The following is a 25,157-nucleotide window of genomic DNA, read 5'->3' on the forward strand; positions in this document are numbered from 1 at the left end:
CCTCACCGCCGTGAGAAGGTGAAGCTAATGATGATCGACTACCTCGCCGGCGGCCTGACCGGGTTCAGCCCGGACGAATTCCCCGATGCCCGCGATTTCACCGTCGAGCTCACGGTGTGGGGGAAAGACCAGGGGGTGGAGTCGCTCAATCTGGCCTACGTCGTCGCAACGCCCGCAACCAGAATCCGTTGGGTCTGGTGGAGCGAACCGGTAGACAAGATCCGTGCCTGGACCGTTGCGGATATCCCCTGCGGCACGCTCAAGAAGCCGTACTACCAGTCGGACCAGGGATGGAACATCGTGGTCTGGCAGCTGGACGGCAAGATCTTCGTCGCAGAGGGCGACGGGGAGTGGGATGCGGACCGGGAACAGAACACCTACACCAGGTGGTTCAGAGTGTCCCAAGAGTTGTACGACGCAGGCTGGACGGCCGCCCTCGACCGCTTGCGTACCGGTCAAACATCCCGGCCTCCGCTGTCGAGACCGGTGATGAGCTGGTTGACCTGACGGCGGCTGGTCACCTCGAACAGCTCGGCGTGTTCGCCGTGGGCCGCGATGTGCGCCCGGACGGTGGGGGCGTGGCGGCGCCGGAAGCCCAGGACGTACCGCAGGAACGCGAGGGTGATGCGGTCGTGGACGCCGTCGGAGTGCCGGCCGCCGCGGTACCGCAGCCGCCGCAGGGCGATGCCCCACAGGCACACCAGCGGCGGCAGGTCGAGGAAGATGATCGTGTCGGCGGCGGCGAACCGGATCGGCATGCTCGCGGTCGAGTTCCCGTCGATGATCCACCGGTCCCTCGTCACGACCGCCCGCTGCGCGGCGACGAACTCGGGCTCCGGCACGACGTCCCAGGCCGCGTCGTACCGCAGGTCATCCAGGTGGGTGACCGGCAGCCCGAGCCGGGCGCCGAGATGGTTGGCCAGGACGGTCTTGCCGGCGCCACCCGCCCCGACGATCGCCACGCGGCGCATGTCAGCCGACCGTGCCGGCGGCCGGCCTCGACCGGGCCGGGTCAGGTGGCGTCATCGAGCCACCGCACCGTGAGCAGTCCGCTCGGCAACGTGAACACGAACCGGCCCTGGTCTACGTCGCCGGCGGTGTCCGGTGCTGCGTTCGGTTCGAGCGTCAGTCGTACGTCAAGGGAACGGGCCCGGCGGTCCCAGCGCACGACCTCCGCCGCCAACCGTTCGGCGAGCGCCTGCCCTTGCCGGCCGTGACCGACGACGGCGATCTCGATGCCGTCCCCGCCGGCACCAGGATCGACCGCGGTGGTGTACGCCAGCGTGCCGTGGTCGGTGGTCGCCATCAGCCAGATCCCGTAGGGCGCGACGACCAGCCCCGCGTTGCGGGCGACCCGGCCGGCGTGCAGGGTGCCCAGGCCGCCCGGCAATGCGCAGGCGAGCCACAGCCACAGCCATTCCAGGCTCTCGTCGTCGTCGAACCGCACCCCGGTGCGGATCTGGGTCCGCGGCTGGTCCAGCACGCCGGCCAGCGCGGCGGTGTCGACGTGCTGCTCCTGGTACACGTCCAGCCGGACGCGGCCGTCGCCGGTCAGGTCGTGGCTGCGCTGCGGGTCGTCGGCGACACCGCCGCGCAGCGGCATGAACCCGCACATCTGGTGGTCCGCGCTCACCCACCGGCCGGCGGCGTCGCGCTGGTACACGACGGACCGGGTGATGCCACCGCGGATCCGCTGCGGCACCACCAGCCGGCCGCCCTCGGCGATCTGCTCCAGCCACGCCGCCGGCACGTCCCACGCGGCGACGGTTGCGATCACCACGTCGAACGGCGCCGCCGGTGGATGGCCCAGCGCGCCGTCGCCGCACACCACCTGCACCGACGCATAGCCGGTCGCGGCGAGGTTCGCCGCTGCGGCGTCGACGATGTCGGCGTCCACGTCGATGCTGGTCACCCGGCCGTCGGGTCCGGTCAGCTCGGCGAGCAACGCCGCGTTGTAGCCCGTGCCCAGGCCGATCTCCAGCACCCGGTCGCCGGCCCGGACTCCGGCCTGTTGCAGCATCGCCGCCACGATCCGCGGCTGCGACGCCGCACTGATCGGGCGCCCGTCGACGTCGAACTTGGTTTGCACCACGTCGTTCGCGTACGCCTGCAGCACCGGAACGCCCGGCACGAACCGGTGCCGCGGCACAGTGCGCAGCGCGGCCGCCACCCGCGGCTCGGTCAGCCAGCCCGCGTCGACCAAGGTGCGGACGAGCACGTGCCGTAGCCGTGTCGGTTCGTCGGCCACCTCGGCGCCTCCGGTCATTGGATTGACGCGGGGACCACGAAGGCGGGCGGCACCGCGGCGAACGTCTCGGCCAGCAGTGCTGCGTGCCCGTCGCCGGGGGAGTCGAGCGCGGTGCGGCGCAGCGCGTCCGCGAGCACCTCGGCAGGGACTCCGTGTTGCAGACCGACCGTGATGGCCGTTGCCAGCGCGTCCGCGAGCCCGGCCAGCGTCGAGCCGTGCACGCCTGCCCGCAGCTCAATGCGACGCGGGGCACCGTCGGAGGCCCGCCCGACCGTCAGGACACCCGGTTCGCCGCCGACCGTGACGTCCACGGTGCATCCGAACGTGTGCCGTTCCCGCGGCCCTGGTACCGCAATCCCCGCCATGGATCAACCCCGTTTGATCGCTGCCGACCACCCACGGGCCGGCGATGTCTCCGTAGGCTATGGGCCTGGACGTTGCGGCGTTGGTACCCACGCCGACTGAAATCGAACGTGCGTCCGACACGCCGAAGCCCACGCAAAATGTCCGCAGCCGGGCGCTCGTCCGGGATCGGCGCCGGCTCGATGCTGGCGGCAGCGCGGCTGGACCATCCCGGCGCGCGATGCCGGCGGGGCATCGGCGATGTTGTGGGCGTGGAGTACGTGTCCAGAGTGCCGCGACCGCCGCTGGACGGACCGCACGAGACGCTGACGCTGCTCGAGGCGGAGCTGATGCGACGGCTGTGCGAGACCACCGGCCTGGGGCTGGTCCGCCATACGAGCAGCGTCATCGCGGCGACCAGCGGGGCGGTAGCCTGCGGTGGTGACGACATTGACCGACGACTACACGGCGACGCTGCCGCGCAAGCGGATGGGTGCCGGTGTGTGCTTCCGTGACGCAGCGGGCCGGGTGATGCTGGTCGAGCCGACGTACAAGGACCACTGGGAGCTGCCGGGAGGTGCGGTCGAGGGCGACGAGTCGCCGTACGACGCCGCGGTGCGGGAGCTGCATGAGGAGCTGGGCCTGGTGGTGTCGCCGGGCCGGCTGCTGGTGGTCGACTGGGTGCCACCCCGACCGGGCCGCACCGAGGGGGTCATGTTCCTCTTCGACGGCGGGGTGCTCCCGGCAATCACCGAGCGCGAGATTCGCCTGCCGGCCGAGGAATTGCGGAGTTGGGCGTGGTGTACGGCGGCAGAAGCCGACGAGCGGCTGTCGCCGTTGCTGGCCCGCCGGACGGCTGCCGCGTTGCGGGCGGCCGCGGATGGGGTGACGGTGTATCTGGAGGACGGCAGCCCGCTGGTGTGAACGGCCCGCGCAGCAGATCAGTGTGGTGGGGGAGACGGGGACAACGCGTGACACGCGACCGTCACCTGGTCCGCGGCGTGCAGCTCGCTGGTCCCGTTGCTGCGGTCGACTTCCAGCACCGGAACGCCGACATCCAAGCCGAGTTTCATTCGCTCATGACGGCTCGGCATGCGGCTGATGAGGCGGTCGTCGTGCCGCAGGACAAGGGTTTGGCGTACTGAGACTGGTCGAACGGTGGAGGGCGCGCCGCGTCTGGTGGTGACCAGGCCTTCTTCGCGGAGCACGGCGAGGGCACGCCGGACGGTCATGCGGCTGACGCCGTGCTCGTGGCAGATGGCGGACTCGATCGGCAAGGCCTGCCCGGCCGGGTAGTCGCCTCGCTGGATGCGATCGCGTAAAGCATCGGCCAACGCAAGGTAGAGGGGTATGTCAGAGGGCTGCACGCTGGCAAACGTAGCGCAAGAACCATGTGGCCACAAGTGGCTATGAACTGCCGCTTCGTTGCGATACCGGCGGTGTGCCGTTCTCCACTGTGGAATCTGCTGCCCGTCCAGAGGAACCTTCGGCCAGGATGGCCGGGTGAACTCATGGGACACGGTCTTCCTGGCCCGGCACGGTCAAACGCAGTGGAACCTGCAGCGACGCAAGCAAGGCCGACTCGACTCGGCGTTGACGCACGACGGTGTCGCGCAAGCTCGTCGCCACGCGTCCGCCCTGCAGGGGCGCGGCATCGACGGCATCTTCGTCAGCCCTCTCGGGCGAGCGATCGCGACGGCCGGCATCATCAACGACGCCCTCGGCCTGGAGATCGACGTGGTCGACGAGCTGGCCGAACTCGACCACGGTCAGTTCAGCGGCATGACCGACGAGCAGGTCGACACGCAGTTCCCCGGCGAGCGGCAGCGCAGGGCCGCCGACAAGTACCAGTGGCGGTTCCCCGGCGGCGAAAGCTACGCCGACGCCGACACCCGAGCGGCCCAGGCCCTGCACCGGATACGCCACAGGCCGGCCCAACGGCCGCTGATCGTCTCGCACGAGATGATCGGACGCATGCTGCAACGGCATCTGCTCGACCTCGCCCCGCAGGCCGCTCTTGCCCGAGCACACCCGCACGATGTTGTCTTTCAGATCGATCCGGCAACCCGGGAATGCCGCTCCATCGGGCTGCCACCGGCACCGTTGCCAGACGGCACTTCCGGCGAGGTCCGCTGATGACCAGGTCCGCTGACGACCAGGTCCGCTGACAAGGTCGCCGCGTCCCGCCCGCCTGCCCGTCAGGGCTGCGCGGCCACCTCACCCGATGGCTGCGGGCGCCCGGCGTTCACTCGACAGGGGTCGACGCTTCGGCGGCAGGGAAGTGTCCGATCATCGACCTACGGCGAGCGGCCAGGCCGACGACGGCGACATCGCAGCGTGGTTGATTGGAGCCGGGTCGGTCCTACCGCAGATGATATCCACCGGACTCATCGCCCCCCGCAGCACGGCAGCTGTCGGGCCGGCCCAAATACAGCCAGGCCGCATCAATGGCCGGTGGGTTCCGGGGGATGCTGGCGGCGCCAGTCGTTGTAGGCGGCCAGGGCGGTCGGCAGGGTGGGGAAGATGCGGTCGGGGCCGACGGACGCGGTGAGGCCGAACGCGTCGAGGTCGTCCAGGAGTTCCCGTTTGATCCGGGCCAGCGCGAAGACGATGCCGCGGCTGACCAGTGTGCGGCGCAGCGCCTCGAGGGCGTCGAGTGCGGTGATGTCGACCTCGATGTTGGCCTCGGCGTTGAGGACGAACCAGGCGACCGGTCCGGGATGGTCGTCGACGGCGGCGAGGGCGCGGCGGCGGAAGTCCTCGGCGTTGGCGAAGAAGAGCGGCGAGTCGTACCGGTAGACGACCAGCCCGGGGGTGGTCTGCGCGGCGGGGTAGTCGTCGACGTCGTGCATGCCGGCCAGGCCTGGCACGATGCCGAGGATCGCGTCGTGGGGGCGGGCGATCCGGGCGAGCATCACGGTGACGGAGAGGGCGACCGCGAGCAGCACGCCGTAAAGAATGTCGAGGATGAGGACGCCGCCCAGGGCGGCGAGTGCGAGGAGCAGTTCGCTGCGGCGGAACGCGGCGAGTCGCCGGAACCCGGCGACGTCGATCAGCTGCACGGCGGCGTAGACGACGATGGCGCCGAGTGCCGCGGTGGGGAAGCGGGCCAGGAGCGGGCCGAGGAAGAACAGCGTGGCCAGCACCGCGAGGAGAGCGACGAGCGAGTACAGCTGGGTGCGGCTGCCGGCGGCGTGGCCGAGTGCGGTGCGGCTGCCGCTGCTGCTGACCGGAAACCCGCGGAGCAGGCCCGCGCCGATGTTCGCCGCGCCGAGGGCGAGCAGTTCCTGGTTGGCGTCGATGTAGCTGTCCTGGCGGGCGGCGAAGGCGCGGGCGGTGAGCATGTTGTCGGTGTAGCCGACGAGCAGCACGCCCACCGCGGGCAGCAGCAGGTGCTGGAGGTCCTCGAGGTGCGGCAGGGACGGGGTGGGCAGGCCGGCCGGGATCGGGCCGACCACGCTGATGCCGTGGTGCTCCAGCCCGAACACCACGACGGCGACGGTGGCGAGCAGGACCGCCAGCAGCGGCACCGGCAGGACCGGGAAGCGCCATTGCGCGAGGAACAGGAACGCGAGCACGGCGGCGGCGAACAGCAGTGTGCCGAGGTGGACGTGGGGCAGGTTCCGCAGGAAGGACAGCAGCCGCGCGAAGAAGGTGTCGCCGCCGACCGGCACGCCGGTGAGCCTTCCCAGCTGTCCGACCATCATGATGAGCGCCACGCCGGTCAGGTAGCCGACGAGGATGGGCCGGGAGAGCAGGTCGGCCACGAACCCGAACCGCAGTGCCCAGCACCCGAGGCAGAGCAGTCCGACGACGACGGCCAGGCCGGCGGCCAGCCGCGCGGAGCGGGCCGGGTCGCCGGCGGCGAGCGGGCCCACGACGACGGCGGTCATGATCGCGGTCGTGGACTCCGGGCCGACGGACAGCTGCCGGGAGGAACCGAACAGGGCGTACAGCGCCAGGGCCGGCAGGATGGCCCACAGCCCGGCGGCCGGTGGCAGCCCGGCGAGGCCGGCGTAGGCCATGACCTGCGGGATCAGGTACGCCGCGACCGTGACGCCGGCGATGAGGTCGGCGCGCAGCCAGCCGCGCTGGTATCCGGCGAGGACGCGGAGACCGGGCAGCAGCCGGGTCGGCGCCGGCATGAGCCTGCTGATGTGGCTGCCGGGCGGCGACAGGGGGCTACCGGAGCAGGCGTACCGGTGTGGCAGACGTGGCCTGGATGTCGGCCGCCGCGGCGAGCAGCACGCGATGGCCCAGGTCGGACAGCGCCCGCGCCACGGCCACTTCGTCGCCGATCTCCGGAACGTCGTCGTCGGTGGGATGCAGGCGCGCCACGCCGTATCCGCGGAGCTGGGTGGCGTCGTCGGTCTGCAGTCGGGCCTCGGCGGACGTCCGTCCGTCGTCCTCGCCGATGTAGACGTCAACGCTCCAATGCTTGGCTGTTGACATGTCAACCTCCTGTGGCGGTGTGACGTCGGCGGCTTCGGCGCCGGCCGGCAGGACCAGCTGCGACCGCACCTCGGGGTGCAGCAGCCGTGCGCTCAGATCGCCGCAGCTACGGCTCTTCCCCCGGCGGCGGCGTTCACACCCTGCCTCGGGCGTCGCGACTGCCGTTGTGCGGTTCCACGCCGGAGGCGGCGGCACGGCCACCGGCGCGATGTCACCCGAATCGGGTGGTGCTGGCTGTCGGCAGGAAGGCGAACGGTCGACGTGTGCATGCCGGACCGGTCCCGGCAGGCCTGGTCCCAGACCCACGACCTCGCCGACCGGGAGGCCGAATGACGGTGACCAGCGGTGTTCGGCGTCGGCTCATGTCGTGGATGCTGCCGACGACGCCGCCGCTCCTCATCGGGGTGGTCGTCGCGGCGATGGTCATCGCCGCCGAGACGGCCATTCTCGCGGTGCTGCATACCACGCATCCGCAGGTCCAGCCGAGTGCCGCCGTCTACATCCTCGGCGTGGTGGCGGTGACGATCATTTGGGGCGCCCGGCTCGGCGTCGGCGTCGCGCTGGCCAGCACGCTCGTGTTCAACATCGTCCACGTTCCTCCGAGCGGGCTGCACCTGAGCCTGGTGCAGGATGGTCAGCGGGCCCTGATCTTCGTGATCGTGGCCCTGGCCAGCGGCGGACTGGCCAACCTCGCCCGGGAGCGGGCCGAGGAGGCCCACCAGCGGGCGGACGAGGCTGAAATCGCCGTCGAGGTCGCCCGCCAGATTCTCGGCCAGGACGATCTGCCGTCCGGGCTGCAGGCCGGGTCGCGTCGCCTGGCGACCCGGTTCGGTCTCCCGCGCATGTCGATCGAGGTCGGCGACGCTACGGTCCTGGACAGTCTGGGTGGCGCGACCGTGCTCAAACTCGATGACGGGGGGCGGCCTGCGGTGCGGCTCATCGTTCCCGCCGCCACCCCGCCGGCAACGCTGGAGCGCCTCCGTGACCGGCTCGGCCCGGCACTGGGGTCGATCGTCCGCACCGCCGTCGAGCGCCAGGAGCTCATCGATAACCTACGGGCCAGCCAGCAGGCGACCCAGGCGCTGCTGGCGGAGCAGGAGGCACTCCAGCGGGTGGCCACGATGGTCGCCACGGGCGGATCGCCCGCAGCGGTGTTCGCGGCGGTGACGGCCGAACTGCACGGCCTGTTCCCGGGGTTCCACACCGCGCTGCTGCGGTACGAGTCCGACCGCACCGTCACGGCGATCTCCGAGCGCGACGAGCGCGGGCGGCCGCTGTCCGACCACCCGAGGCTGCCCGTTGAGGGCGAGAACATCGTCAGCACGATCCTGCGGACCCGCCGCACGGCACGGGTCGACTACGACACCGCCACCGGGCCGATCGCCATGGAACAGCGGTCCCGCGGCATCCACCTCGGCCTCGGCGTGCCGATCGTCGTCGACGGTGAGCTCTGGGGCGTCACGCTCGTCATGTCCCACCGGCCGGAGCCGATCCCCGATGCCGCGGAGAGGCGCCTGTTCGCCTTCACCGAGCTCGTCGCCACCACGATCGCGAACACCGAGAACCGCGCCCGGCTCATCTCCTCCCGCGCGCGGCTGGTCACCGCGGCGGATGATGCCCGGCGCGGCATCGAACGGGACCTGCACGACGGGCCGCAGCAGCGCATCGTCTCACTCGCCCTGCGGCTACGCATGGCAGAGGAGTTGGCGTGCAACGACCTGCCGGCGGCGCGGCAGCTGCTGTCCGAGGCGGTCCGGAGTCTCACCGAGATCCACGAGAGCATGACCGACCTCGCCCGCGGCATTCACCCGGCGCTGCTGACCCAGGGCGGGATCGGCCCGATGCTGCGCAAGCTGGCCCGGCGCAGCATCGTGCCGGTCGAGCTGCGGCTGAAGGTCCCGAAGCGGCTTCCCGAGCGGGCGGAGGTGGCCGTGTACTACGTGGTCTCTGAGGCGCTGACCAACATCTCCAAGCACGCGCGGGCATCCGAAGCCTGCGTCGCGGTGGAATCGGACGCGCGCAGCGTGTGGCTGTCGATCCACGATGACGGTATCGGCGGGGCCAGGCCGGGCGGCGGAATGGGCCTGGTCGGCCTGCGCGACCGCGTCGAGGCATTGGGCGGCCGGTTCAGCGTCGCCAGCCCACCGGCGGCGGGAACGACCCTGACCGCGGAGATCCCGCTCGCCGAGCCGGACGCGGACGCTGCCGATGAGTCGTTCCCACTGGTCTCGGCCGTGTCCGGGAGGCCTGCTGAGTAGCGAGTGTCTTCGATACTGTGTGCGACGTGGCGACCGACACGTTTTCGACCGCGACCGAGCGGGATGCGCTGTGCGGCTTTCTCGACCAGGCGCGGGATGCGTTGATCCGCAAGGCCGACGGCCTGTCCGACCAGGACGCGCGCACGGCGGCGACGGTGAGCTCGCTGTCGTTGCTGAGCCTGCTGAAACACTCGGCCGTCTGGGAGCGCAGGTGGTTTCAGGTCATCTTCGCCGGGCGCAGCTTCCCGGACGAGTGGCCGGCGGTGGCGGACGAAGGCCAGGATGCCACCTTCGCGCTCACCGACGACGACACGGTGCAGAGCGTCGTGGCGTACTACCTGGAGCAGATCGAGGCCTCCCGGGAGATCGTCGCCGCCGGCGACCTGGACGCGCGATGCGCACGGGCGGACCTGGTCGACGAGAACCTGCGCTGGGTGGCGGTGCACCTGATCCAGGAAACGGCGCGGCACACAGGCCACGCCGACATCATCCGCGAGGCCGTCGACGGCAGCCGCGGGCTCTGAGCCGCGGGCCGGCACCGCGACCCCCACCGCAACCGGGCCCGGAACAGCTCGTCTCTGGCCTTCGGCAAAGGCACCTTCACCCATACCCGCCACCGACCGCCGGCCGGATGACGCGCAGCTGAGCGATCCGTACCACTCACTTCAAAATCCCGATCGGCTTGACGCATGCCGTTATCGGAATATGATGGTTGCCGTGGCACGAGCAGCAACGACGTCGGACGCGTTCAACGCGATTGCCGAGCCGCAGCGCCGGGACATCCTGGCGCTGCTGCGGGCGGGTGAGTGGCCGGTGACCGACCTGGCCGCAGAGCTGGGGATGAGCCAGCCGCGGGCCTCCAAGCACCTGCGGGTGCTCCGGGAGGTGGGGCTGGTGCGGGTCCGCGAGGCGGGCAAGCAGCGCCTCTACGGCCTGGACGCCCGCGGGCTGCGGCCGATCCACGAGTGGGTCGGTGGGTTCGAGCAGTTCTGGAACGAGAGTTTCGACCGGCTCGACACCTACGTGCAGGACCTCAAACAGGCACGACAGGGAGAATGACCGATGGCAGGGGCAAGGCAGGAAACGGAGCCGGCGACGACGGACCGGGAGGTGGTGATCTCCCGGGTCATCGACGCCCCGCGGGAGCTGGTGTTCGAGGCGTTCACCGAGGTCCGGCACCTTTCGCAATGGTGGGGCCCGGAGGGGTTCAGCACCACCACGCGGTCCTTCGGGTTCCGCGTCGGCGAGGTCTGGGACTTCGTGATGCACGGGCCGGACGGGACGGACTACGCCGAGTGGATCACCTGGACCGAGATCGTCCCGCCGGAGCGGATCGCGCTGCTGCACGGTGAGTCCCGCGACGACCCGAACGCCTTCGAGTCGGTGCTGACCTTCGCGCCGGACGGTGCGACGACCCGGCTCGTGATGCGCACGGTGTTCCCCACCAGTGAACTGCGCGACGAGGCGGTCGAGAAGTACCACGCGGTCGAGGGCGGCCGGCAGACCCTGAACAACCTGGCGGCCTACGTCGCCGAGATCATCCGGAACGGAGCGGAGGGCTGATGGCCGGCAAGGTGTTCTTCAGTGTGTCGATGTCGCTGGACGGGTTCATCGCGCCCGAGTCCCTCGGGGAGCTGATGGGGCCGCAGTGGATGGAACTGCAGGCGTGGGTGTTCCCGCAGCGGTTCTTCCGGGAGAACCTGAAGTTCGGCGAGGGTGGCGAGGAAGGCCGCGACAACGACATCCTGCGGGAGACGTTCGAACGCACCGGCGTCAGCGTCATGGGCAAGCGCATGTTCGACGCCGGCGAGCAGGCGTGGCCGGAGGAGGCGCCGTTCCACACGCCGGTCTTCGTCGTGACGCACGAGAAGCGTGACCCGTGGGAGCGCCCCGGCGGCACGACGTTCACCTTCGTCAACGACGGCATCGAGGCCGCGCTCGACCAGGCCCGCGACGCCGCCGGCGACCGCGACGTCCGCATCGCCGGCGGCGGCGAGACGATCCTGCAGTACCTGAACGCCGGCCTGATCGACGAGTTCTCGATCGCGCTGTCGCCCGTGCTGTTCGGCGCCGGAGTCCGCCTGTTCGAGGGCGTGGACGCGGCCCGGGTGGCTCTCGAGCCGGTCCGCGCGGAGCCCTCCCCGCGGGCGACGCACCTGACCTACGCGGTGCGCCCACGGTAGCGACGAGGAGGCGCGGATCGCATCCTTGCGGCGGGCTGGCATCCTGGTGTGGCCGGCGACGCACGGGGAGGCGACATGGCGGCACCGCAGGAGTCCGCGCCGCAGCCGCAGGCCGGGCCGCCGCGGACCGTGCGGCGGCCGGAGCTGGACGTCATCCGGCTGGTCGTGGTCATCGGACTGGTGTTCTTCCACGCGGCGCTGGTCTTCGACACCCGCGACGACTACTACGTCAAGAATGCGACGACGACCGAGGCGACCACCTGGATCGCCGGGCTGTGCGTGGTCTGGGCGATGCCGGCGCTGTTCCTCATCGCCGGCCTCGGCTCGTGGCACTCGATCCGCAGCCGCGGTGCGGGCGGCTTCGCCCGCGAGCGGCTGCTGCGGCTCGGCGTGCCGCTGGTGGTTGCGACGCTGACCATCCTGCCGCTGCCGCAATGGCTCCGGCTGAAGGCCGCGGATCCCGGCTACGACGAGTCCTATCCGCGGTTCCTGCTGCGGTTCTTCGACGTCCACCTGAGCCTGACGGACCTGCCGTTCGTCGTGCGCGGCGAGTACTTCGAGAGCGGCCACCTGTGGTTCGTGGTGCTGCTGCTGGCGTTTTCGCTGATCCTCGCCCCACTCGTCGCGTGGCTGCCGGCGGACCGGGTGGCAAGGGCCCGCGACGCCGCCGCCGGGGCGATGGCGCGGCGGGGCGTGGTGCTCCTGCCGGCGCTGCCGCTCGCGGTGATCGGCGCGCTGCTCGGCATGGAGGAGTCGTTCGCGGGTTGGAGCCGGTGGGCGTACCTGCTGTTCTTCCTCTACGGATTCGCCCTCGCCGCCGATGACCGGTTCCGGGTGGCGATGCGCCGCGACGCCGTGCCCGCGGCGATTGCCGGGGTCGCGCTCTTCGCGGCCGCCGGGGTCGCGCTGGACACGGCGGGCGGCGATCCGTTCACGGACCTGACCCTGCCTGCGGCCGTCGCGCGGGTGCTGTTCGCGACGGCCGGCTGGTGCTGGCTCGTGGCGATCCTCGGCCTGCTCGACCGGCCGCGACCGGTGGTGCCGCGGGCCTCGGACGGCCCAAGGGTGTATGCCTACCTCGGTCTCGCCGCGCTCCCGCTGTACGTGCTGCACCAGCCGATCGTCGTGGCGATGGCCTACGTGGTGGTGCAATGGCAGATCCCAGCGCCGCTCAAGTACGTGGCGATCGTCGCCGCCTCGTTCGCGATCATGTTCGCCGTCTACGAGTTCGGGGTCCGGCGCACCCGGCCGACCCGTCTGCTGTTCGGGGTCCGCGACTGACGGCCGGCATCGATCATGTCGTAGGCTACGGGCCGGTTCGACGATCACCGTCTGGGGAGACCGGCCCGTCCATGAATAACACTGCGACCCGGGTCGCCGCTGCCTGCCGTGCCCTGATCGAGGCGCCCTGGTTCAGCGTCGCGTCCTTCACGGTGATCGTCATCAACGCGGCCGTGCTCGGCCTGGAGACCTACGACGACGCGCACCGCGCCGCCGCCGGGGTGCTCCGAGTCGTGGAGTACGGCTGCGTGGTCTGTTTCGCCGCCGAGCTGCTCGTGCGGTTCGGCGCCCAGTTGCCGACGCCGCGGGTCTTCTTCCGCGACGGCTGGAATCTCTTCGACCTGTTCATCCTGCTCTCGCCGCTGCTGCCCGGGGTGCGGGAGAACGTGACCGTGCTGCGCATGCTGCGGCTCGCCCGGATCGTGCGGACGTTCCGGCTCTTCCCGAGCCTGCGCGTCATCCTCGTCGGCATCCGCCGCAGCCTGCCCGGGCTGGGCAGCTTCCTCCTCGTCACCGTGCTGCTGCTGTACGCCTACGCCATGCTCGGCTGGATGATGTTCGGCGACGCCAACCCCGACCGGTACGGCACCGTCGGGCAGGCGATGCTGAGCCTGTTCCTGCTGCTGTCCCTGGACGGCATCACCGACACCCTGCAGGCCGGCCGGCAGATCACCGAATGGGCCGTGCTGTACTACGTGTCCTACATGGTCGCCGCCTGCTTCCTGCTGACCAACCTCCTCGTCGGTGTCGTGCTCAACGCGTTGCAGGACGCCCACCAGGAGGAGCGGCGCAGCACACCGCCGCAGGAGCCGGCCGGCGCGTCCGTCACGGCACAGCTGGCGTCGTTGCGGGCCGCCATCGATGCCCTCGAACAGCACCTGACCACACCGGCGGACCCCCGTCAGGTGGCCACGAGGGAGTAGGTGCCACTTGCGCAGCCGGTGACCCGCCAGCCGCCGGGCACCTGCTCGGCCGATGCGTTGAGCACGCCCGCGGCACGAAGGTGCGGCGCGGCTTCGCCGGGGAACCAGATGTCGACCTGACAGTTGGCCGGGGCGGTGGCGGCGGTCGCGGTGAGCCGGAGTTCGGTGCCGTGCGGTCCCACCGTCAGTGACTCGAGCCGACCCGGGAACGCCCGGGGGTAGGCCCGCGTCAGCGGTTCGGCGAAGGGTGCCGGCGGCGGGATCGCCGCACCCGTGCGGCAGTCGACCGCGACCAGGTTGCCGGACGTGGCCGCGTCGGCGCCGGTCTCCGGCGAGCCGCAGCCCTGCCGCCAGACCCAGAACGCACCGCCGATGCCGAGCCGGTCCTGGGCGGCGGCGAAACGCCGCACCTTGACACCGTCCGCGGCGGGTTCGCCGAACCAGCCCCATTCGCCGGGCCACAACGCGGCGCCGTACGCATCGGCCGCGCGGGCCGACACGGTGAGGTTCCGCTCGATCGACGCGATCGTCAGGCCCAGGCTCTGGTCCATGCTGATGGACTCGCTGTACGGATGCGGGGCGAACACCAGTTGCCGGTCCGCGGTGAAGCCGGGCGGTGGGGTCACGTCGAAACCGAGGCCGGACCACAGCACACTCGGCTGGAAGAACACGATGTGGGGAAACCCCCGGGCGGTGCTCTCGGCCGCGCGGATCGCGGTGATGGCGGCGTCGTAGAACCGGCCCAGCAGCAGCCCCGAGCTGATCGGCGGATCGGGCCCGATGCCCGGCTCGTTGAGCAGGTCGTACCCGGCGACGGCGGGCTCGTCGGCGAAGGCGCCGGCGACGAACGCCCAGGTGCGGACGAGTTCGGTCTGGATGCCGTCCCGGTCGGCGTACAGGTTTCCGAACGCCGCCGCCACCGCGGGCGCGAGGTCCCGGGCCAGGAACTGGCAGTGTGCCGTGCCGTCGGTGATCGTCGCCCAGGCCGGCGCGCCGTCCCAGCCGGTGGTCGGCGTGGTGCCGCCGCCGCACTGCTCGGTTGGCCGCGCGAGGGCGTTGCCCCACGCGTCCTGGTGCATGTCCAGCACGGTGTAGATCCCGTGCGCCTTGGCCGCGGCGACCGCTGCCTGGATCTCACGGAGGTACGACTGGTCGAACCTGCCCCGTTCCGGCTCCAACCGCGACCACGACATGCCGAGCCGGATCACGTTGAATCCCATCGCCGCCATCTGGGCGAAGTCACCGTCGGTCAACGGCTGCGTTGCCGGTACCGACGGATCCCGCAGATAGTAATCGATCAATTGATTCACGTTGACGCCCCGGAGGATCACCTGCCGGCCGGTGATGTCGCCGATCGTGGCCATCCCGCCACGATCGGGCGCCGGGTGCACGAGGAGCCGTTGCATACCACCGTCCCCCGCGACGGCGGTGAAGGACGGCGGTCCGGGCTGGACCGGTGCGCCGATGATCGGCGCGAGGGCGAGGAGCAGCACCCCGACCAGCACCAGGGCCCCCAGCCGAAGCCGCGGGTGCGGACGCGGCAGCAGCACGGACCGCCACCGCCAGCCGAGCATCACCAGGAGTCCCGCCGCCAGGCCGACGAACGCGCCGTAACTGAGCCCTGTCGCGATGCCGATCAACGCGGTGCTGATCCACCAGTTGTCCGGCCCGGCGCCGGCGAGGCGGTCGGACAGCGGCGCGAGGGCCGCATCGACGACCCCGAGGGCGAGGCCGGCGACCACCGAGGCCAGCGACACGATCACGCCGCCGCCGAGTGGGCCGGCCGCGGGCAGGCGGCGCCCCAGGGTCCGGACGGCCGCTGCGACGACGGCGAGGAACACGGCCAGGCCGAGGACGTATCCGAGCACACCGTTGGCGGCGGTCGGGGCGACGAGGAATCCCGTGAACGCGTACCCGACCGGACCGCCGCGCCACCACTGCGCCGCCGGTCCCACCGCCGCGAGCGCGGCCACGCCGAACACCACGAGCACAGCCGCGCCGACCGGCTGCGCCGTCGAAGGCGCGGGCCCTCGGGCCCTCGGGCCGGCGCGGACGGCGAGCGCGGCGCAGGCCGCGACCACGGCGCCGACGACGAGGTACTTCAACGCCGCGAAGCCGCTCGTGCTCATCGCGTACCGCAGCGCCGAACCGACGGAAAGATGCGCCCCCAGCAGCGGAATCGCTGATACGAAGCCACTCGCGGCGCTGGCCCAGGCGCTCGCGCCGACGGTCGCGACCCAGGCGGCGACGAACACCCACCGGGCCGTCAACCACCGGCCGACGAGCAGGACCGGAACGGCCGCGCCGGCCAGCAGGACCGGAAGGCCGACCACCAGGGGCGCCCAGCGGTAGGCACTGCCAGCACCCGCGAGGGGTAGCCCCCGGCCGCCGATCGGCGCGAGCAGGCCGGAGGGATCCGTGGCGGCGCCGGCCGCGACGACGGCGACGAGCGCCGCGACAACGGTCACGGCGGCGCGGGCCTGCGGTGCGGTCCAGATCTGGCGGAGGGTCATAGTGAACGCGATTCTTGCTCGCGTTCGGCGGTTTGTCAGCCCCCGACCTTGTGGGCACCGACCGAGGTTTGGCCGATGGTCTGATCTTGGCAGGGTCGGGCGGCTGGCACGATGGCCGCCATGCGTCTGCTGCGCCGCCCCATGGCTGAGAACGACTTCTGGAAGCTGATCGCGGTCATGAACGGCGACGTGGACGAGGATGCGGTCGCCCGGCTGACCGAAGCGTTGTCGGCCCGCCGTCACCGAGACGTCGTCGCCTTCCAGGAGCGGCTGGCGTTGGCGCTGTTCGAGCTGGACCGCCGTGAGTTGGCGCGGCAGCCGGTGCGGTTCACCGACGACCCGCCGGACGAGGACCCGATTCCCCTCGGTGACGACATGTTCCTCTACCTCCGCGCCGGGATCGTTGCCCGTGGCCGCGCGGTCTGGCAGGCCGTGCTGGCCGAACCGTCGCTCCTGGCCGCCGGCACGTGGGACGAATGCGAACACCTGCTGTACGTCGCGGACGAGGTGACCGGTGACGAACTCGACACCAAGGTGTCCTACGAGACGGGTTCGAACGAGCGGTACTGGCCGGCGCCGGACGAGCCCGAGCGGGAACCGTGGGACCAAGGGCACCGGCTGGTCTACGTGGACTGCCGCGACCTGGCCGATCCGATCCACGGGGAGAAGTTCCACGAGGACGGCAGCACGGAGCCGTTCGTCTCGTACCTGCCCCCGAAGTACATCTCGTGGGACCTGATCGAGGAGCTGGTATTGAGGTTCTCGAAGGTCGTGACCCTCAACGGCGGCCTGCCGGCCGAGGTCGGCGCAGTGCAGCTCGCCGTCACCATCGACTTCGGAGACGAACACCAGCTCGATCCCGTCGTGGGCGAACCCGCCGAGGACGACGAATACGACGTCGGCCTGGTGCGCCCGGTGCACGTCACCGTCAACGCCGAGGAGGCCCGGCACTGGACAACGGACCGGCAACGGTCACAGCTGTCGGCGCTGACCGCGTCGTGCGTGCTCGCGGCCCTGCCGGAGCAGCACCCGGCCCGCCCGGAACTCACGCGGATCGCCGACGACTTCTCGTCGGCGGGCAAGGTCCTCAAGAGCCGGCTGCGCCAGGAACGCGTGCGGTGAGCGACGGCGACGCGTCCGGGTGGCGCGCGCACGCGCTGGTCGGCCGTGATCAGGACGTCGCTCTGGTGCGGTCGTTCGTCGACGACGCCACGGTCCACGGAGGTGCGCTGGTCGTCACCGGCGACGCCGGGGTGGGCAAGTCGGTGCTGGTCGTCGACGCGGCCGGCTATGCGGCGACGGTCGCCACCCAGGTGATCTGGGCCGTCGGCATCGAACACGACGCCAACGTCAGCTTCTCCGGCCTGTCCCAGGTGCTGTCGCCGTTGCTGGACGAAGTGGACGGGCTCGACGAGGGGCACCGCTCAGCGCTGCGTGGCGCGCTCGGTCTGGAGACTCCGACCACGACGCCGGGCCGGCTGGCGATCTCCAACGCGGCGCTGCACCTGCTCATCCGGGCCGCGCAGACCCGCCCGATCCTGCTGGTCGTCGACGACATGCCGTGGCTGGACACGATCAGCGCCCAGATTCTGGCGTTTCTCGCCAGGCGGGTCGGCGGCCACCGGGTCGGCGTGCTCGCCACCGCCCGGACCGGCGAACCGACCGAGTTCGACACGAGCCAGCTGCGCACGCACGAGCTCGGGCCACTGCCGGACGATGCGGCCCGTGCCCTGCTCGACAGCCGATACCCGGCGCTGGCGCCCCGGGCCCGGCGGCGGCTGCTGGCCGAGGCCCGGGGTAATCCGCTGGCACTGCTGGAGCTGCCGATCGCGCTGGCGTCACCCGGCACGGGGGCGCTGGCGTCCGTGCTGCCGTTGACCGGCCGGCTGCAGCAGGTCTTCGCCGCCCGGATCGACGCACTGCCGCCGGGCGCCCGGGATGCGCTGCTGCTGGCCGTCCTTGACGGCACCGGCAACCTGGACGTCGTGGCGGAGGCGCCGGCGGCCGCCGAGGCGCTGGCGCCGGCCGTGCACGCGCGGCTGGTGACCGTCGATGTCGCCGCGGCGGCGCTCGCCTTCCGGCATCCCCTGATCCGGTCCGCGATCGTCGGTCAGTCGACGGATGATGAACGCCGGCGAGCCCATCAACGGCTCGCCGAGCACTACGGAGGGGACCTGCAGCGGCGCGCCTGGCACCTGGCGGAGGCGAGCACCGGCCCGGACGAGACCACCGCCGCGCTGTTGCAGCAGGTCGCGCACGTCAACCTCTTCCGGGGCGACGCCGTCCGCGCGATCAGCGAGCTGTTGCGCGCGGCCGACCTGAGCCCGGAGGGCACCGACCGCAGTCCCCGGCTGGCCGAGGCGGCGTACCTGGGCGCGATCGTGACCGGCGACCTCCGCGATGTGCCCGCACTGCTCGACGCGGCCCGGCGGGCCGACCCCGAGCACCACGGGTCGCTGGCCGGGGCCGTGGCCGGCGCCTATCACCTGCTCAACGAGACCGGCGACGTGGACTCCGCCCACCGGCTGCTGACCGGCGCCGTCAACGCGCTGGCCGAGCCGGGTGACGCTCACAACAAGACCCTCGTCGAAGCCCTCTACACCTTGCTGATGGTCTGCTTCTTCGCCGGTCGGGCCGAGCTCTGGCCGGACTTCCACACCGCCGTGGAAAGGCTGCGGCCTCGCGTGCCGCGACTGCTGTCCGTCCTGACGGGCACGTTCAGTGACCCGGCCAGGAGCGCGCTGCCGGTGCTGGGCCGGCTCGACGACGCCATCGCGGTGCTGCACAAGGAGAACAGCCCGGCCCGGATCGTGCGCACCGCGATCGCCGGCAGCTACCTGGACCGGATCGGTGACTGCCGCGAGCCGCTGTGGCGGGCGGTGCGGCACGGGCGCGAAGGCGGCGCCGTCACCTCCGCCATCGAGGCACTGGCGCTGCTGGGCAACGACGCCTACTTCGCCGGCCGCTGGGACGAGGTGCAGGCCCTGACCACGGAGAGCCTCGAATTGTGCCGGACCCACAACTACCGGCTGCTGCGCTGGCCCGGGCTCTTCCTGCAGGCCCTGGTGGCCGCCGCGCGCGGCGATGAGGCGACCGGCCGTGAGGCGGTCCAGGAGATGACCCGCTGGGCCACGCCCCGCCGTGTCGGCGTCGTCGCCTGGTACGCCTGGCACGTCCGCACCCTGACCGCGCTGTCGCGGGGCGAGTTCGACGAGGCGTACCGGTGCGCCACGATGGTCAGCCCGGCCGGCCGGTTCGCCCCGCACACACCGAACGCCCTGTGGCTGATCATGGAGGTGGTCGAGGCGGCTGCCCGCACCGGCCGGCTCGCCGAGGCCCGCGCGCACGTGGCCGCCGCCGACGCGGCTCGGATCGGTGACCTGTCGGACCGCTTGGCGCTGACCGTGTCGGGAGCGCGCGCGATGGCGGCCGCCGACGAGTCGTTCCGCCCGCTGTTCGATCGGGCGCTGGCGCTGCCGGGCACCGACCGGTGGCCGTTCGACCTCGCCCGCATCCGGCTGGCGTACGGCGAGCGGCTGCGCCGCAACCGGGCCTCGGCCGCGGCTCGGGACCACCTGCAGGCCGCCGCCGACGTCTTCGACCAGCTCGGGGCCCGCCCGTGGTCGCAGCGGGCCGGCGGTGAGCTGCGAGCCGCGGGTGCCCACCGCGAGCCTCCGGGCGCCACTGCTCCGTCGTCGGCACTGACCCCGCAGCAGGACCAGATCGCGCGGCTGGCCGCCACCGGGATGACCAACAAGCAGATCGGTGAACGGCTGTTCCTGTCCGCGCGCACCGTCGGCTACCACCTGCACCAGATCTTCCCGAAGCTGGGCGTCACGTCCCGGGCGGGGCTGCGCGACGCACTCGAGGACCGGCCGCCCCACGGACCGGTCATGTGACAGACGCGGCCGGCGACCCTCCGGCCATAGCGTCCGCCTCCAGGTCCTGCACCGGACGAGCAACTGGAGACGACGATGAACATGGCCGGCGACGCCAGCCGGACGGCCACCGGCCCGCGATGAGCACCACGTTCGCGCTGGCGCTGCGCACCGCGCGCCACGAGTGCGGGCTGACGCTGGAGGAGCTTTCGGAGTCCTCCGGCGTCAGCGTGCGCGCACTGAGCGACATGGAACGCGGCCGGGCGCTCGGCCCGCAGCGGCGGACGGTCGAGCTCATCGCCGACGCGCTCAAGCTCGACGGGGCACGCCGCGACGAGTTCGTCGCGCTGGCGAAGGCCGGGCGCACGCGATCGGATCACCTCACGGCCACGCCGGGGCTGTGTGAACTGCCGGGGTCCATCGGCGACTTCACCGGCAGGACCGCCGAGCTGGCGTGGATCTCCGGCGTGTCCCACGCGCCGGACGAGCCGGCCGACCGGCTCGGCGCGGCGGTGATCTCCGGCGGCGCGGGCGTGGGCAAGACGACCCTCGCGGTCCGCGCCGCCCACCGGCTCCGCGACCGGTTCTGCGACGGCGTGTACTTCGTCGACGCCCTGGGAATGAGCCGGAGGCCGGTCGCCAGCGCCGAGATCCTCGCGCGGGTGCTGCGGGCGATGGGGCTGCGTGACCAGCACCTGCCGCAAGATCCAGCCGAACGTGCCGGGCGCTACCGACAATTGCTGCGGCAACAGCACGTCCTGGTGATCGTCGACGACGCAGCGTCGGAGTCCCAGATCCGCCCGCTCCTACCCGGTGCCGGGCCCAGCCAGCTGATCGTCACCAGCCGCCGGCTGCTCGCCGGACTGGAGGGCGTCCAACGGCTGCATCTCGATCCGATGCCGACGCCCGACGCGCAGGACCTGCTGAGCCGGATCCTGGCCGAGCGGTTCGACCCGCCGCGCACCGGCGACCTGCGGGATCTGGTCGATCTGCTGGGCGGGCTGCCGCTGGCGGTGCGCATCGTCGGAAATCGGCTGACCTCGCGACCGGGCTGGAGCGTGGCGGATCTGGTGACGCGGTTGTCGGCCGTGGAGCGGCGGCTCGACCAGCTCAGCGCCGGCGATCTGAAGGTAGCGGCCGCCTTCGAAATGTCGTACGAACAGCTGCCCGATCCGGTGCGCGCCCTGTTCCGCCGGGCGTCGCTGGTGCCCGGCACGGACTTCAGCGCGGTGCTGGCGTCGGTGATCGGCGAGATCGCGGTGCCGGTGGCCGAGGATCAACTCGACGATCTGGTCGACCTGGGGCTGCTGGAGGCCGCGGACAGCGGCCGGTACCGCTTCCACGACCTGGTCCGCCTCTACGCGAGCCAGCGCCTGCAGGCCGAGGACCCGGACGACGTGGTGGCCGACGCCCGGCGGCGGATGGTCGCCTGGCTCCTGGACACGCTGACGACGGCGGCCCGGCAGTTCCAGCCGGACGGGGCCGACACAGGCGCGTTCGGCTGCACCGAACACGCCGAGGCTTGGATCCGCACGGAGGCCGAGCACTGGTTCCAGGCGCTCGGCGCCGCGGCCGTCGCCGGGGACCACCGGGCCGTGGTGCGCACCGTCAGCGCCGCGTACGCGTACCACGAGCGCTGGGTGCACTGGCCCCGCTGGAGCGACGTGTTCACGCTCGCGCTGGACGCAGCGGTCCAGCTCGGCGACGCCGCGTTGCAGGCCGAATTCCTGAACTACCTCGCCTACACCCATACGCTGCCGTGGCGGGTGGACGGGCCGGCAGCGCTGGACTGTGCGCAACGGGCGCGGACCCTGGCCCGGCAGGCCGGCGACCTCCGGCAGGAGGCGTTCGCGCTGCTGTACACCGCAGCCGCCCGACGCATCCGGCCGGTGCGCCATCTGGATGCGGCGCTGGGCGCCCTCCGGCAGGCCGCGGAGCTCTTCGAACGGGTCGGCGACGCCAGCGCCCGAGTGGAGAGCGTCCTGGGCGGCGGCGTCATCGCCTTCGACCTCGGCGACGCCGCGGCGGCGCTGGCCGCCTACCAGCAGGCGCTGACCATTGTGGAGGATCCCGCCTCCGGGCTGACGTCGTTCGCCGTCGAAGCGGTCCTCCCGCACATCCTCGGCCACTCCGCCCAGGCCCTGGGCCGCCTCGGCCGCCGCGACGAGGCGATACCGATGATGCTGCGGGCGGTGGACCTCTTCGGCGGCCTGCAGGTCGTCATGGGTCAGGCGGCGTGGCTGCGGATCCTCGGCGAGGAACTCTACGGCGCCGAGCAGGCGGCCGAGGCTCGGGCATGCCTGTCGCGGGCGGGCGAGCTCTACGAGACGGTCGGCCAGCATGATCGCGCCGCGTACTGCCGGGGCCGGGCCGGCGCCACCTCCAGGAGTTAGTTCTGCATGCTGTTCTGCCTGGGCCGGCGCGGCCGGCGGGATTTGCATGGAGTGCGACGCGGCGGGCGTCTCGCCCGCCGCCGGACCCGAGGAGCATTCCATGATTCGCAACGTCGTGCTGGTGCACGGTGGGTTCGTCGACGGATCGGGCTGGCTGGGTGTACACCGGCTGCTGACCGCCGACGGATTCACCGTCAAGATCGTGCAGAACCCGACGCTGTCGCTGGAAGGCGACGTCGCCGCGACGCGCTTCGTCCTCGACGGGCTCGACGGGCCGGCCGTGCTGGTCGGCCACTCCTATGGCGGGGCGGTCATCAGCGAGGCCGGCACCCACGACGCCGTGGCCGCGCTCGTCTACATCGCGGCGTTCGCCCCGGACAAGGGCGAGTCCGTGAACACGCTGATCGCCGACCCGCCGCCCGGCGCGCCCGTCCCGCCGATCCTGCCGCCCCGCGACGGGTTCCTCTTCCTCGACCGGGACAAGTTCCACGCCTCGTTCGCCGCCGACCTGCCCGAGGACGAGGCCGCGTTCCTGGCCGACGGGCAGGTGCCGTGGGGCGTCGGCGCGCTCGCCGGCACGGTCACCGAGCCGGCATGGCGGCACAAGCCCACCTGGTATCTGGTCGCCACCGCCGACCGCATGATCCCGCCACCGGCCCAGCGGGCGATGGCCACCCGCGCCGGCGCGGTCACCGCCGAGGCGATCGGCAGCCACGCCATCTACGCCTCCCAGCCCGGCGCGGTCGCCGACCTCATCCGCCAGGCCGCGGCCGGTCGCTGAACGTTCAGAGAAGGACAACGATCTATATGGCATCGAATGTTTCACGCCGTCAGGTGTTGGCGACCGGCGCGGCGTTGGCCGGGTCGGCGGCGCTGATGTCCACTGCGCTCGGAGCGGAGGCGGCGAGCGCCGCGACGGCCGAGGCGGAGCGGCCGGGGGCGAAGGTCAAACCGACCGTCGTGCTGGTCCATGGCGGCTACGCCGATTCGTCCTGCTGGAACGGGGTCATCGCGAGGCTGCAGCGCGCGGGGTACCCCACGATCGCAGCGTCGAACCCGCTGCGGGGCATCCCCACCGACGCCCCGTACATCGGGAGCCTGCTGGACTCCATCAGCGGTCCGGTCGTGCTGGTGGCCCACTCCATGGGCGGGACCGTCATCACCAACGCCGCCGCCGGGAAGAGCAACGTCAAGGCACTGGTCTACGTCGCAGCGTTCGTGCCCGACGTGGGTGAGACGCAGGGGGACCTCATCAACAAGTTCCCCGGCAGCGAGGTCCTGCCCGTGAGCGTCCCGGTCCCGTACCCGAAGGCCGACGGCACCACCGGAACCGACCTGTACCTGAGCAAGGACGGCCAGGCGGCCTTCGCCGCCGACATTCCCACAGCGACGTTCCGGCTGCTGCAGGCCACCCAGCGGCCCTTCGACGCGGACTCCTTCGTCTACCCGACCCGGGCCGCCGCGTGGCGGACCATCCCGTCGTGGGGTCTGGTCGCCGGTCGGGACAAGGCGATCCCACCGGCGTGCGAACGCTTCATGTACGGCCGCGCGAACGCCCGCAAGGTCGTCGAAGTGCCGACCGCGTCCCACGTCGTCATGATCAGTCATCCGGGGACCGTCGCGGACCTGATCCAGGACGCCGCGACCGCAACGTCCTGACGCCCAGTTCCGCCCGCCAGTGCCCCGGCGCCGCCGTGCGCCGGGGCACTGGCAACCTGAGCCGAGGAAGCCGTTGACGCAGCGACGCGGCTGGACGCCACCACGGGCGACCGGCCGCGGACTGGACGTGATCATGTCCCGTTCGTCGAGGACGCGTCGTTGCCGGCGAGTTCGGCGGCGACGAGGCGCTCGATCATCACCGGCACGAAGTCACGGATCGGCGCATCCGCATAGCGGGCGCGTGCCCGCTCGACAAGGTCGGCGATCAACGCGTGATCGGCTGACGGGAACCGCCCGTGCAGCGTTTCGGTCACACGTCGCAGCGCCTGCCGCTCCTCCGGGGTGAGGGGACCTTCTGCCCTCGGCGGGGTGTCCATGACCCCGTGGTGCCCATCGGTGCTGTGATGATGCGTCGCGCGCGATGACCGCCGCGGCCGACGCGTTCAGCGGCTGGACGCGTCGCAGCCGCGGGTGGCCAGCAGCAGGTCGTCGTGGGCGAGCCGGGCCAGGACAGCATGGTCGGCGCCGTCGACGCCCCGGCGCTCGACGGTTTCGCACATTCGCACCGCGACGCTCAACTGGACATCTCCAGCGAGCTCCACCGCGGCCTGCAGCGTGCCGACGGCGAACGCGTCCACCGCGGTCACGGCCCGCAGGTCGATCAGCAGACGGCTCGGCCGCACGCGCATGATCACGTCGAGCAGGACGCGGCGCAGGTCCGGGGCGTCGGCACCTTCGACGGCGCCGCGCAACGCAACCGTCACCGATGCATCGTCAGGTGACTCGGAGGTGACCAGGATTTCGCTCACGCTTGTCCTCCTACCAGCCGGTACACAACGCACCCTACGCACCAGTGGCCCCGGTCGGGAACCCCCCGACGGCGACCGGGATCAAGCAGACGGACCACACGCGCCTGCGTACCGCCTCGGTGCTCTGCACCTATGACGACGGCCCACCGGCCGGATTCTGGACTCCAGCACCACCCGGTCTCCGCGGTCGATCCGGCGGCGGTACCGTTCGGCGTTGC

General features: G+C 71.8%; 24 protein-coding genes. 15 read left to right on the forward strand and 9 right to left on the reverse strand.

Annotation, left to right across the window (positions count from 1 at the left end; translation table 11 throughout):
* Positions 1-27 precede the first annotated feature (27 nt).
* The gene (locus tag ACFPIJ_RS57120) at positions 28-507 is read left to right on the forward strand and encodes a hypothetical protein (protein WP_380127967.1); all 480 of its coding nucleotides are present in this window, start codon (positions 28-30) and stop codon (positions 505-507) included.
* On the opposite strand, the gene ACFPIJ_RS57125 is transcribed toward ACFPIJ_RS57120, so the two are convergent.
* From ACFPIJ_RS57125 to ACFPIJ_RS57135, 3 genes are read right to left on the reverse strand one after another with little or no spacing between them, the layout of a single operon-like run.
* Positions 456-971 carry a P-loop NTPase family protein gene (locus ACFPIJ_RS57125; RefSeq protein WP_380127968.1) on the reverse strand — a complete coding sequence of 172 codons (516 nt, stop codon included), beginning with the start codon at positions 969-971 and terminating at the stop codon, positions 456-458. The two genes, ACFPIJ_RS57120 and ACFPIJ_RS57125, sit on opposite strands and share 52 nt — an antisense overlap.
* A 41-nt stretch (positions 972-1,012) precedes the next feature.
* Positions 1,013-2,266, reverse strand: coding sequence for a methyltransferase, FxLD system (fxlM, locus tag ACFPIJ_RS57130; protein WP_380127969.1), 1,254 nt, complete (start codon positions 2,264-2,266; stop codon positions 1,013-1,015).
* Positions 2,263-2,613, reverse strand: a complete 351-nt coding sequence (locus tag ACFPIJ_RS57135; RefSeq protein WP_465252353.1) for a TSCPD domain-containing protein — start codon at positions 2,611-2,613, stop codon at positions 2,263-2,265. The genes fxlM and ACFPIJ_RS57135 overlap by 4 nt, the downstream gene beginning before the upstream one ends.
* Positions 2,614-3,031: 418 nt before the next feature.
* Between ACFPIJ_RS57135 and ACFPIJ_RS57140 the strand changes: the two genes are divergently transcribed.
* A complete protein-coding gene (locus ACFPIJ_RS57140) occupies positions 3,032-3,514 on the forward strand; it encodes an NUDIX domain-containing protein (protein ID WP_380127971.1) in 483 nt (160 codons plus the stop codon).
* Positions 3,515-3,531: 17 nt separating this feature from the next.
* Here ACFPIJ_RS57140 and ACFPIJ_RS57145 read toward each other — a convergent pair whose 3' ends face one another.
* A complete protein-coding gene (locus ACFPIJ_RS57145; protein WP_380127972.1) occupies positions 3,532-3,957 on the reverse strand; it encodes a GntR family transcriptional regulator in 426 nt (141 codons plus the stop codon).
* A gap of 136 nt (positions 3,958-4,093) precedes the next feature.
* Between ACFPIJ_RS57145 and ACFPIJ_RS57150 the strand changes: the two genes are divergently transcribed.
* Complete coding sequence (locus ACFPIJ_RS57150) at positions 4,094-4,726, forward strand: histidine phosphatase family protein (RefSeq protein WP_380128004.1); 633 nt, start codon at positions 4,094-4,096, stop codon at positions 4,724-4,726.
* Positions 4,727-5,034: 308 nt separating this feature from the next.
* Here the strand turns inward: ACFPIJ_RS57150 and ACFPIJ_RS57155 are convergent, their stop codons facing one another.
* Together ACFPIJ_RS57155 and ACFPIJ_RS57160 are read right to left on the reverse strand one after the other, a co-directional pair.
* Positions 5,035-6,735, reverse strand: a complete 1,701-nt coding sequence (locus tag ACFPIJ_RS57155) for a SulP family inorganic anion transporter (protein WP_380127973.1) — start codon at positions 6,733-6,735, stop codon at positions 5,035-5,037.
* A 37-nt stretch (positions 6,736-6,772) separates the two neighbouring features.
* Complete coding sequence (locus ACFPIJ_RS57160) at positions 6,773-7,042, reverse strand: DUF1876 domain-containing protein (RefSeq protein ID WP_380127974.1); 270 nt, start codon at positions 7,040-7,042, stop codon at positions 6,773-6,775.
* A 329-nt stretch (positions 7,043-7,371) separates the two neighbouring features.
* Here ACFPIJ_RS57160 and ACFPIJ_RS57165 point away from each other — a divergent pair, with 329 nt between their 5' ends.
* From ACFPIJ_RS57165 to ACFPIJ_RS57195, 7 genes are all read left to right on the forward strand, one after another.
* A complete protein-coding gene (locus ACFPIJ_RS57165) occupies positions 7,372-9,300 on the forward strand; it encodes a sensor histidine kinase (protein ID WP_380127975.1) in 1,929 nt (642 codons plus the stop codon).
* A gap of 26 nt (positions 9,301-9,326) precedes the next feature.
* Positions 9,327-9,824: a DinB family protein gene (locus ACFPIJ_RS57170; protein ID WP_380127976.1), complete on the forward strand. Its 498-nt coding sequence runs from the start codon at positions 9,327-9,329 to the stop codon at positions 9,822-9,824.
* A gap of 193 nt (positions 9,825-10,017) precedes the next feature.
* Complete coding sequence (locus ACFPIJ_RS57175) at positions 10,018-10,359, forward strand: ArsR/SmtB family transcription factor (protein WP_380127977.1); 342 nt, start codon at positions 10,018-10,020, stop codon at positions 10,357-10,359.
* 3 nt (positions 10,360-10,362) lie between these two features.
* A complete protein-coding gene (locus ACFPIJ_RS57180) occupies positions 10,363-10,863 on the forward strand; it encodes an SRPBCC family protein (RefSeq protein ID WP_380127978.1) in 501 nt (166 codons plus the stop codon).
* A complete protein-coding gene (locus tag ACFPIJ_RS57185; protein ID WP_380127979.1) occupies positions 10,863-11,483 on the forward strand; it encodes a dihydrofolate reductase family protein in 621 nt (206 codons plus the stop codon). The genes ACFPIJ_RS57180 and ACFPIJ_RS57185 overlap by 1 nt, the downstream gene beginning before the upstream one ends.
* Before the next feature lie 75 nt (positions 11,484-11,558).
* Positions 11,559-12,764: an acyltransferase family protein gene (locus ACFPIJ_RS57190; RefSeq protein WP_380127980.1), complete on the forward strand. Its 1,206-nt coding sequence runs from the start codon at positions 11,559-11,561 to the stop codon at positions 12,762-12,764.
* Positions 12,765-12,835: 71 nt separating this feature from the next.
* A complete protein-coding gene (locus ACFPIJ_RS57195; RefSeq protein ID WP_380127981.1) occupies positions 12,836-13,687 on the forward strand; it encodes an ion transporter in 852 nt (283 codons plus the stop codon).
* Here the strand turns inward: ACFPIJ_RS57195 and ACFPIJ_RS57200 are convergent.
* On the reverse strand, positions 13,666-16,200 hold the full coding sequence (locus tag ACFPIJ_RS57200; protein WP_380127982.1) for a cellulase family glycosylhydrolase: 2,535 nt from the start codon (positions 16,198-16,200) through the stop codon (positions 13,666-13,668). The two genes, ACFPIJ_RS57195 and ACFPIJ_RS57200, sit on opposite strands and share 22 nt — an antisense overlap.
* 120 nt (positions 16,201-16,320) lie before the next feature.
* On the opposite strand from ACFPIJ_RS57200, the gene ACFPIJ_RS57205 reads away from it, so the two are divergent.
* The 5 genes from ACFPIJ_RS57205 to ACFPIJ_RS57225 all read left to right on the forward strand — a co-directional run bounded on the left by ACFPIJ_RS57205 (position 16,321) and on the right by ACFPIJ_RS57225 (position 24,130).
* Complete coding sequence (locus ACFPIJ_RS57205; protein ID WP_380127983.1) at positions 16,321-17,322, forward strand: DUF4240 domain-containing protein; 1,002 nt, start codon at positions 16,321-16,323, stop codon at positions 17,320-17,322.
* Positions 17,319-20,099, forward strand: a complete 2,781-nt coding sequence (locus tag ACFPIJ_RS57210; RefSeq protein ID WP_380127984.1) for an AAA family ATPase — start codon at positions 17,319-17,321, stop codon at positions 20,097-20,099. The genes ACFPIJ_RS57205 and ACFPIJ_RS57210 overlap by 4 nt, the downstream gene beginning before the upstream one ends.
* A 119-nt stretch (positions 20,100-20,218) precedes the next feature.
* A complete protein-coding gene (locus ACFPIJ_RS57215; protein ID WP_380127985.1) occupies positions 20,219-22,471 on the forward strand; it encodes a helix-turn-helix domain-containing protein in 2,253 nt (750 codons plus the stop codon).
* Positions 22,472-22,571: 100 nt separating this feature from the next.
* On the forward strand, positions 22,572-23,252 hold the full coding sequence (locus ACFPIJ_RS57220) for an alpha/beta fold hydrolase (protein WP_380127986.1): 681 nt from the start codon (positions 22,572-22,574) through the stop codon (positions 23,250-23,252).
* 26 nt (positions 23,253-23,278) lie between these two features.
* Positions 23,279-24,130: an alpha/beta fold hydrolase gene (locus ACFPIJ_RS57225; protein WP_380127987.1), complete on the forward strand. Its 852-nt coding sequence runs from the start codon at positions 23,279-23,281 to the stop codon at positions 24,128-24,130.
* A gap of 131 nt (positions 24,131-24,261) precedes the next feature.
* Here ACFPIJ_RS57225 and ACFPIJ_RS57230 read toward each other — a convergent pair whose 3' ends face one another.
* Both ACFPIJ_RS57230 and ACFPIJ_RS57235 read right to left on the reverse strand, forming a co-directional pair.
* Entirely contained in the window at positions 24,262-24,507 is a 246-nt protein-coding gene (locus ACFPIJ_RS57230; RefSeq protein ID WP_380127988.1) for a three-helix bundle dimerization domain-containing protein, read from the reverse strand.
* Between the two features lie 66 nt (positions 24,508-24,573).
* Entirely contained in the window at positions 24,574-24,894 is a 321-nt protein-coding gene (locus ACFPIJ_RS57235) for an STAS domain-containing protein (protein ID WP_380127989.1), read from the reverse strand.
* Between the last annotated feature and the right edge of the window lie 263 nt (positions 24,895-25,157).

This window comes from Dactylosporangium cerinum, assembly GCF_042653625.1.
In the GTDB taxonomy this organism is placed as follows: domain Bacteria; phylum Actinomycetota; class Actinomycetes; order Mycobacteriales; family Micromonosporaceae; genus Dactylosporangium; species Dactylosporangium cerinum.

What these genes read in the sequence shown, in the direction of transcription:
- ACFPIJ_RS57155 (WP_380127973.1), bottom strand. Translation starts at nt 6,735, where the DNA reads ATGCCGGCGCCGACCCGGCTGCTGCCCGGTCTCCGCGTCCTCGCCGGA.
- fxlM (WP_380127969.1), bottom strand. Translation starts at nt 2,266, where the DNA reads ATGACCGGAGGCGCCGAGGTGGCCGACGAACCGACACGGCTACGGCAC.
- ACFPIJ_RS57230 (WP_380127988.1), bottom strand. Translation starts at nt 24,507, where the DNA reads ATGGACACCCCGCCGAGGGCAGAAGGTCCCCTCACCCCGGAGGAGCGG.
- ACFPIJ_RS57215 (WP_380127985.1), top strand. Translation starts at nt 20,219, where the DNA reads ATGAGCACCACGTTCGCGCTGGCGCTGCGCACCGCGCGCCACGAGTGC.
- ACFPIJ_RS57190 (WP_380127980.1), top strand. Translation starts at nt 11,559, where the DNA reads ATGGCGGCACCGCAGGAGTCCGCGCCGCAGCCGCAGGCCGGGCCGCCG.
- ACFPIJ_RS57120 (WP_380127967.1), top strand. Translation starts at nt 28, where the DNA reads ATGATGATCGACTACCTCGCCGGCGGCCTGACCGGGTTCAGCCCGGAC.
- ACFPIJ_RS57125 (WP_380127968.1), bottom strand. Translation starts at nt 971, where the DNA reads ATGCGCCGCGTGGCGATCGTCGGGGCGGGTGGCGCCGGCAAGACCGTC.
- ACFPIJ_RS57195 (WP_380127981.1), top strand. Translation starts at nt 12,836, where the DNA reads ATGAATAACACTGCGACCCGGGTCGCCGCTGCCTGCCGTGCCCTGATC.
- ACFPIJ_RS57225 (WP_380127987.1), top strand. Translation starts at nt 23,279, where the DNA reads ATGGCATCGAATGTTTCACGCCGTCAGGTGTTGGCGACCGGCGCGGCG.
- ACFPIJ_RS57165 (WP_380127975.1), top strand. Translation starts at nt 7,372, where the DNA reads ATGACGGTGACCAGCGGTGTTCGGCGTCGGCTCATGTCGTGGATGCTG.
- ACFPIJ_RS57220 (WP_380127986.1), top strand. Translation starts at nt 22,572, where the DNA reads ATGATTCGCAACGTCGTGCTGGTGCACGGTGGGTTCGTCGACGGATCG.
- ACFPIJ_RS57160 (WP_380127974.1), bottom strand. Translation starts at nt 7,042, where the DNA reads ATGTCAACAGCCAAGCATTGGAGCGTTGACGTCTACATCGGCGAGGAC.
- ACFPIJ_RS57180 (WP_380127978.1), top strand. Translation starts at nt 10,363, where the DNA reads ATGGCAGGGGCAAGGCAGGAAACGGAGCCGGCGACGACGGACCGGGAG.
- ACFPIJ_RS57135 (WP_465252353.1), bottom strand. Translation starts at nt 2,613, where the DNA reads ATGGCGGGGATTGCGGTACCAGGGCCGCGGGAACGGCACACGTTCGGA.
- ACFPIJ_RS57185 (WP_380127979.1), top strand. Translation starts at nt 10,863, where the DNA reads ATGGCCGGCAAGGTGTTCTTCAGTGTGTCGATGTCGCTGGACGGGTTC.
- ACFPIJ_RS57200 (WP_380127982.1), bottom strand. Translation starts at nt 16,200, where the DNA reads ATGACCCTCCGCCAGATCTGGACCGCACCGCAGGCCCGCGCCGCCGTG.
- ACFPIJ_RS57205 (WP_380127983.1), top strand. Translation starts at nt 16,321, where the DNA reads ATGCGTCTGCTGCGCCGCCCCATGGCTGAGAACGACTTCTGGAAGCTG.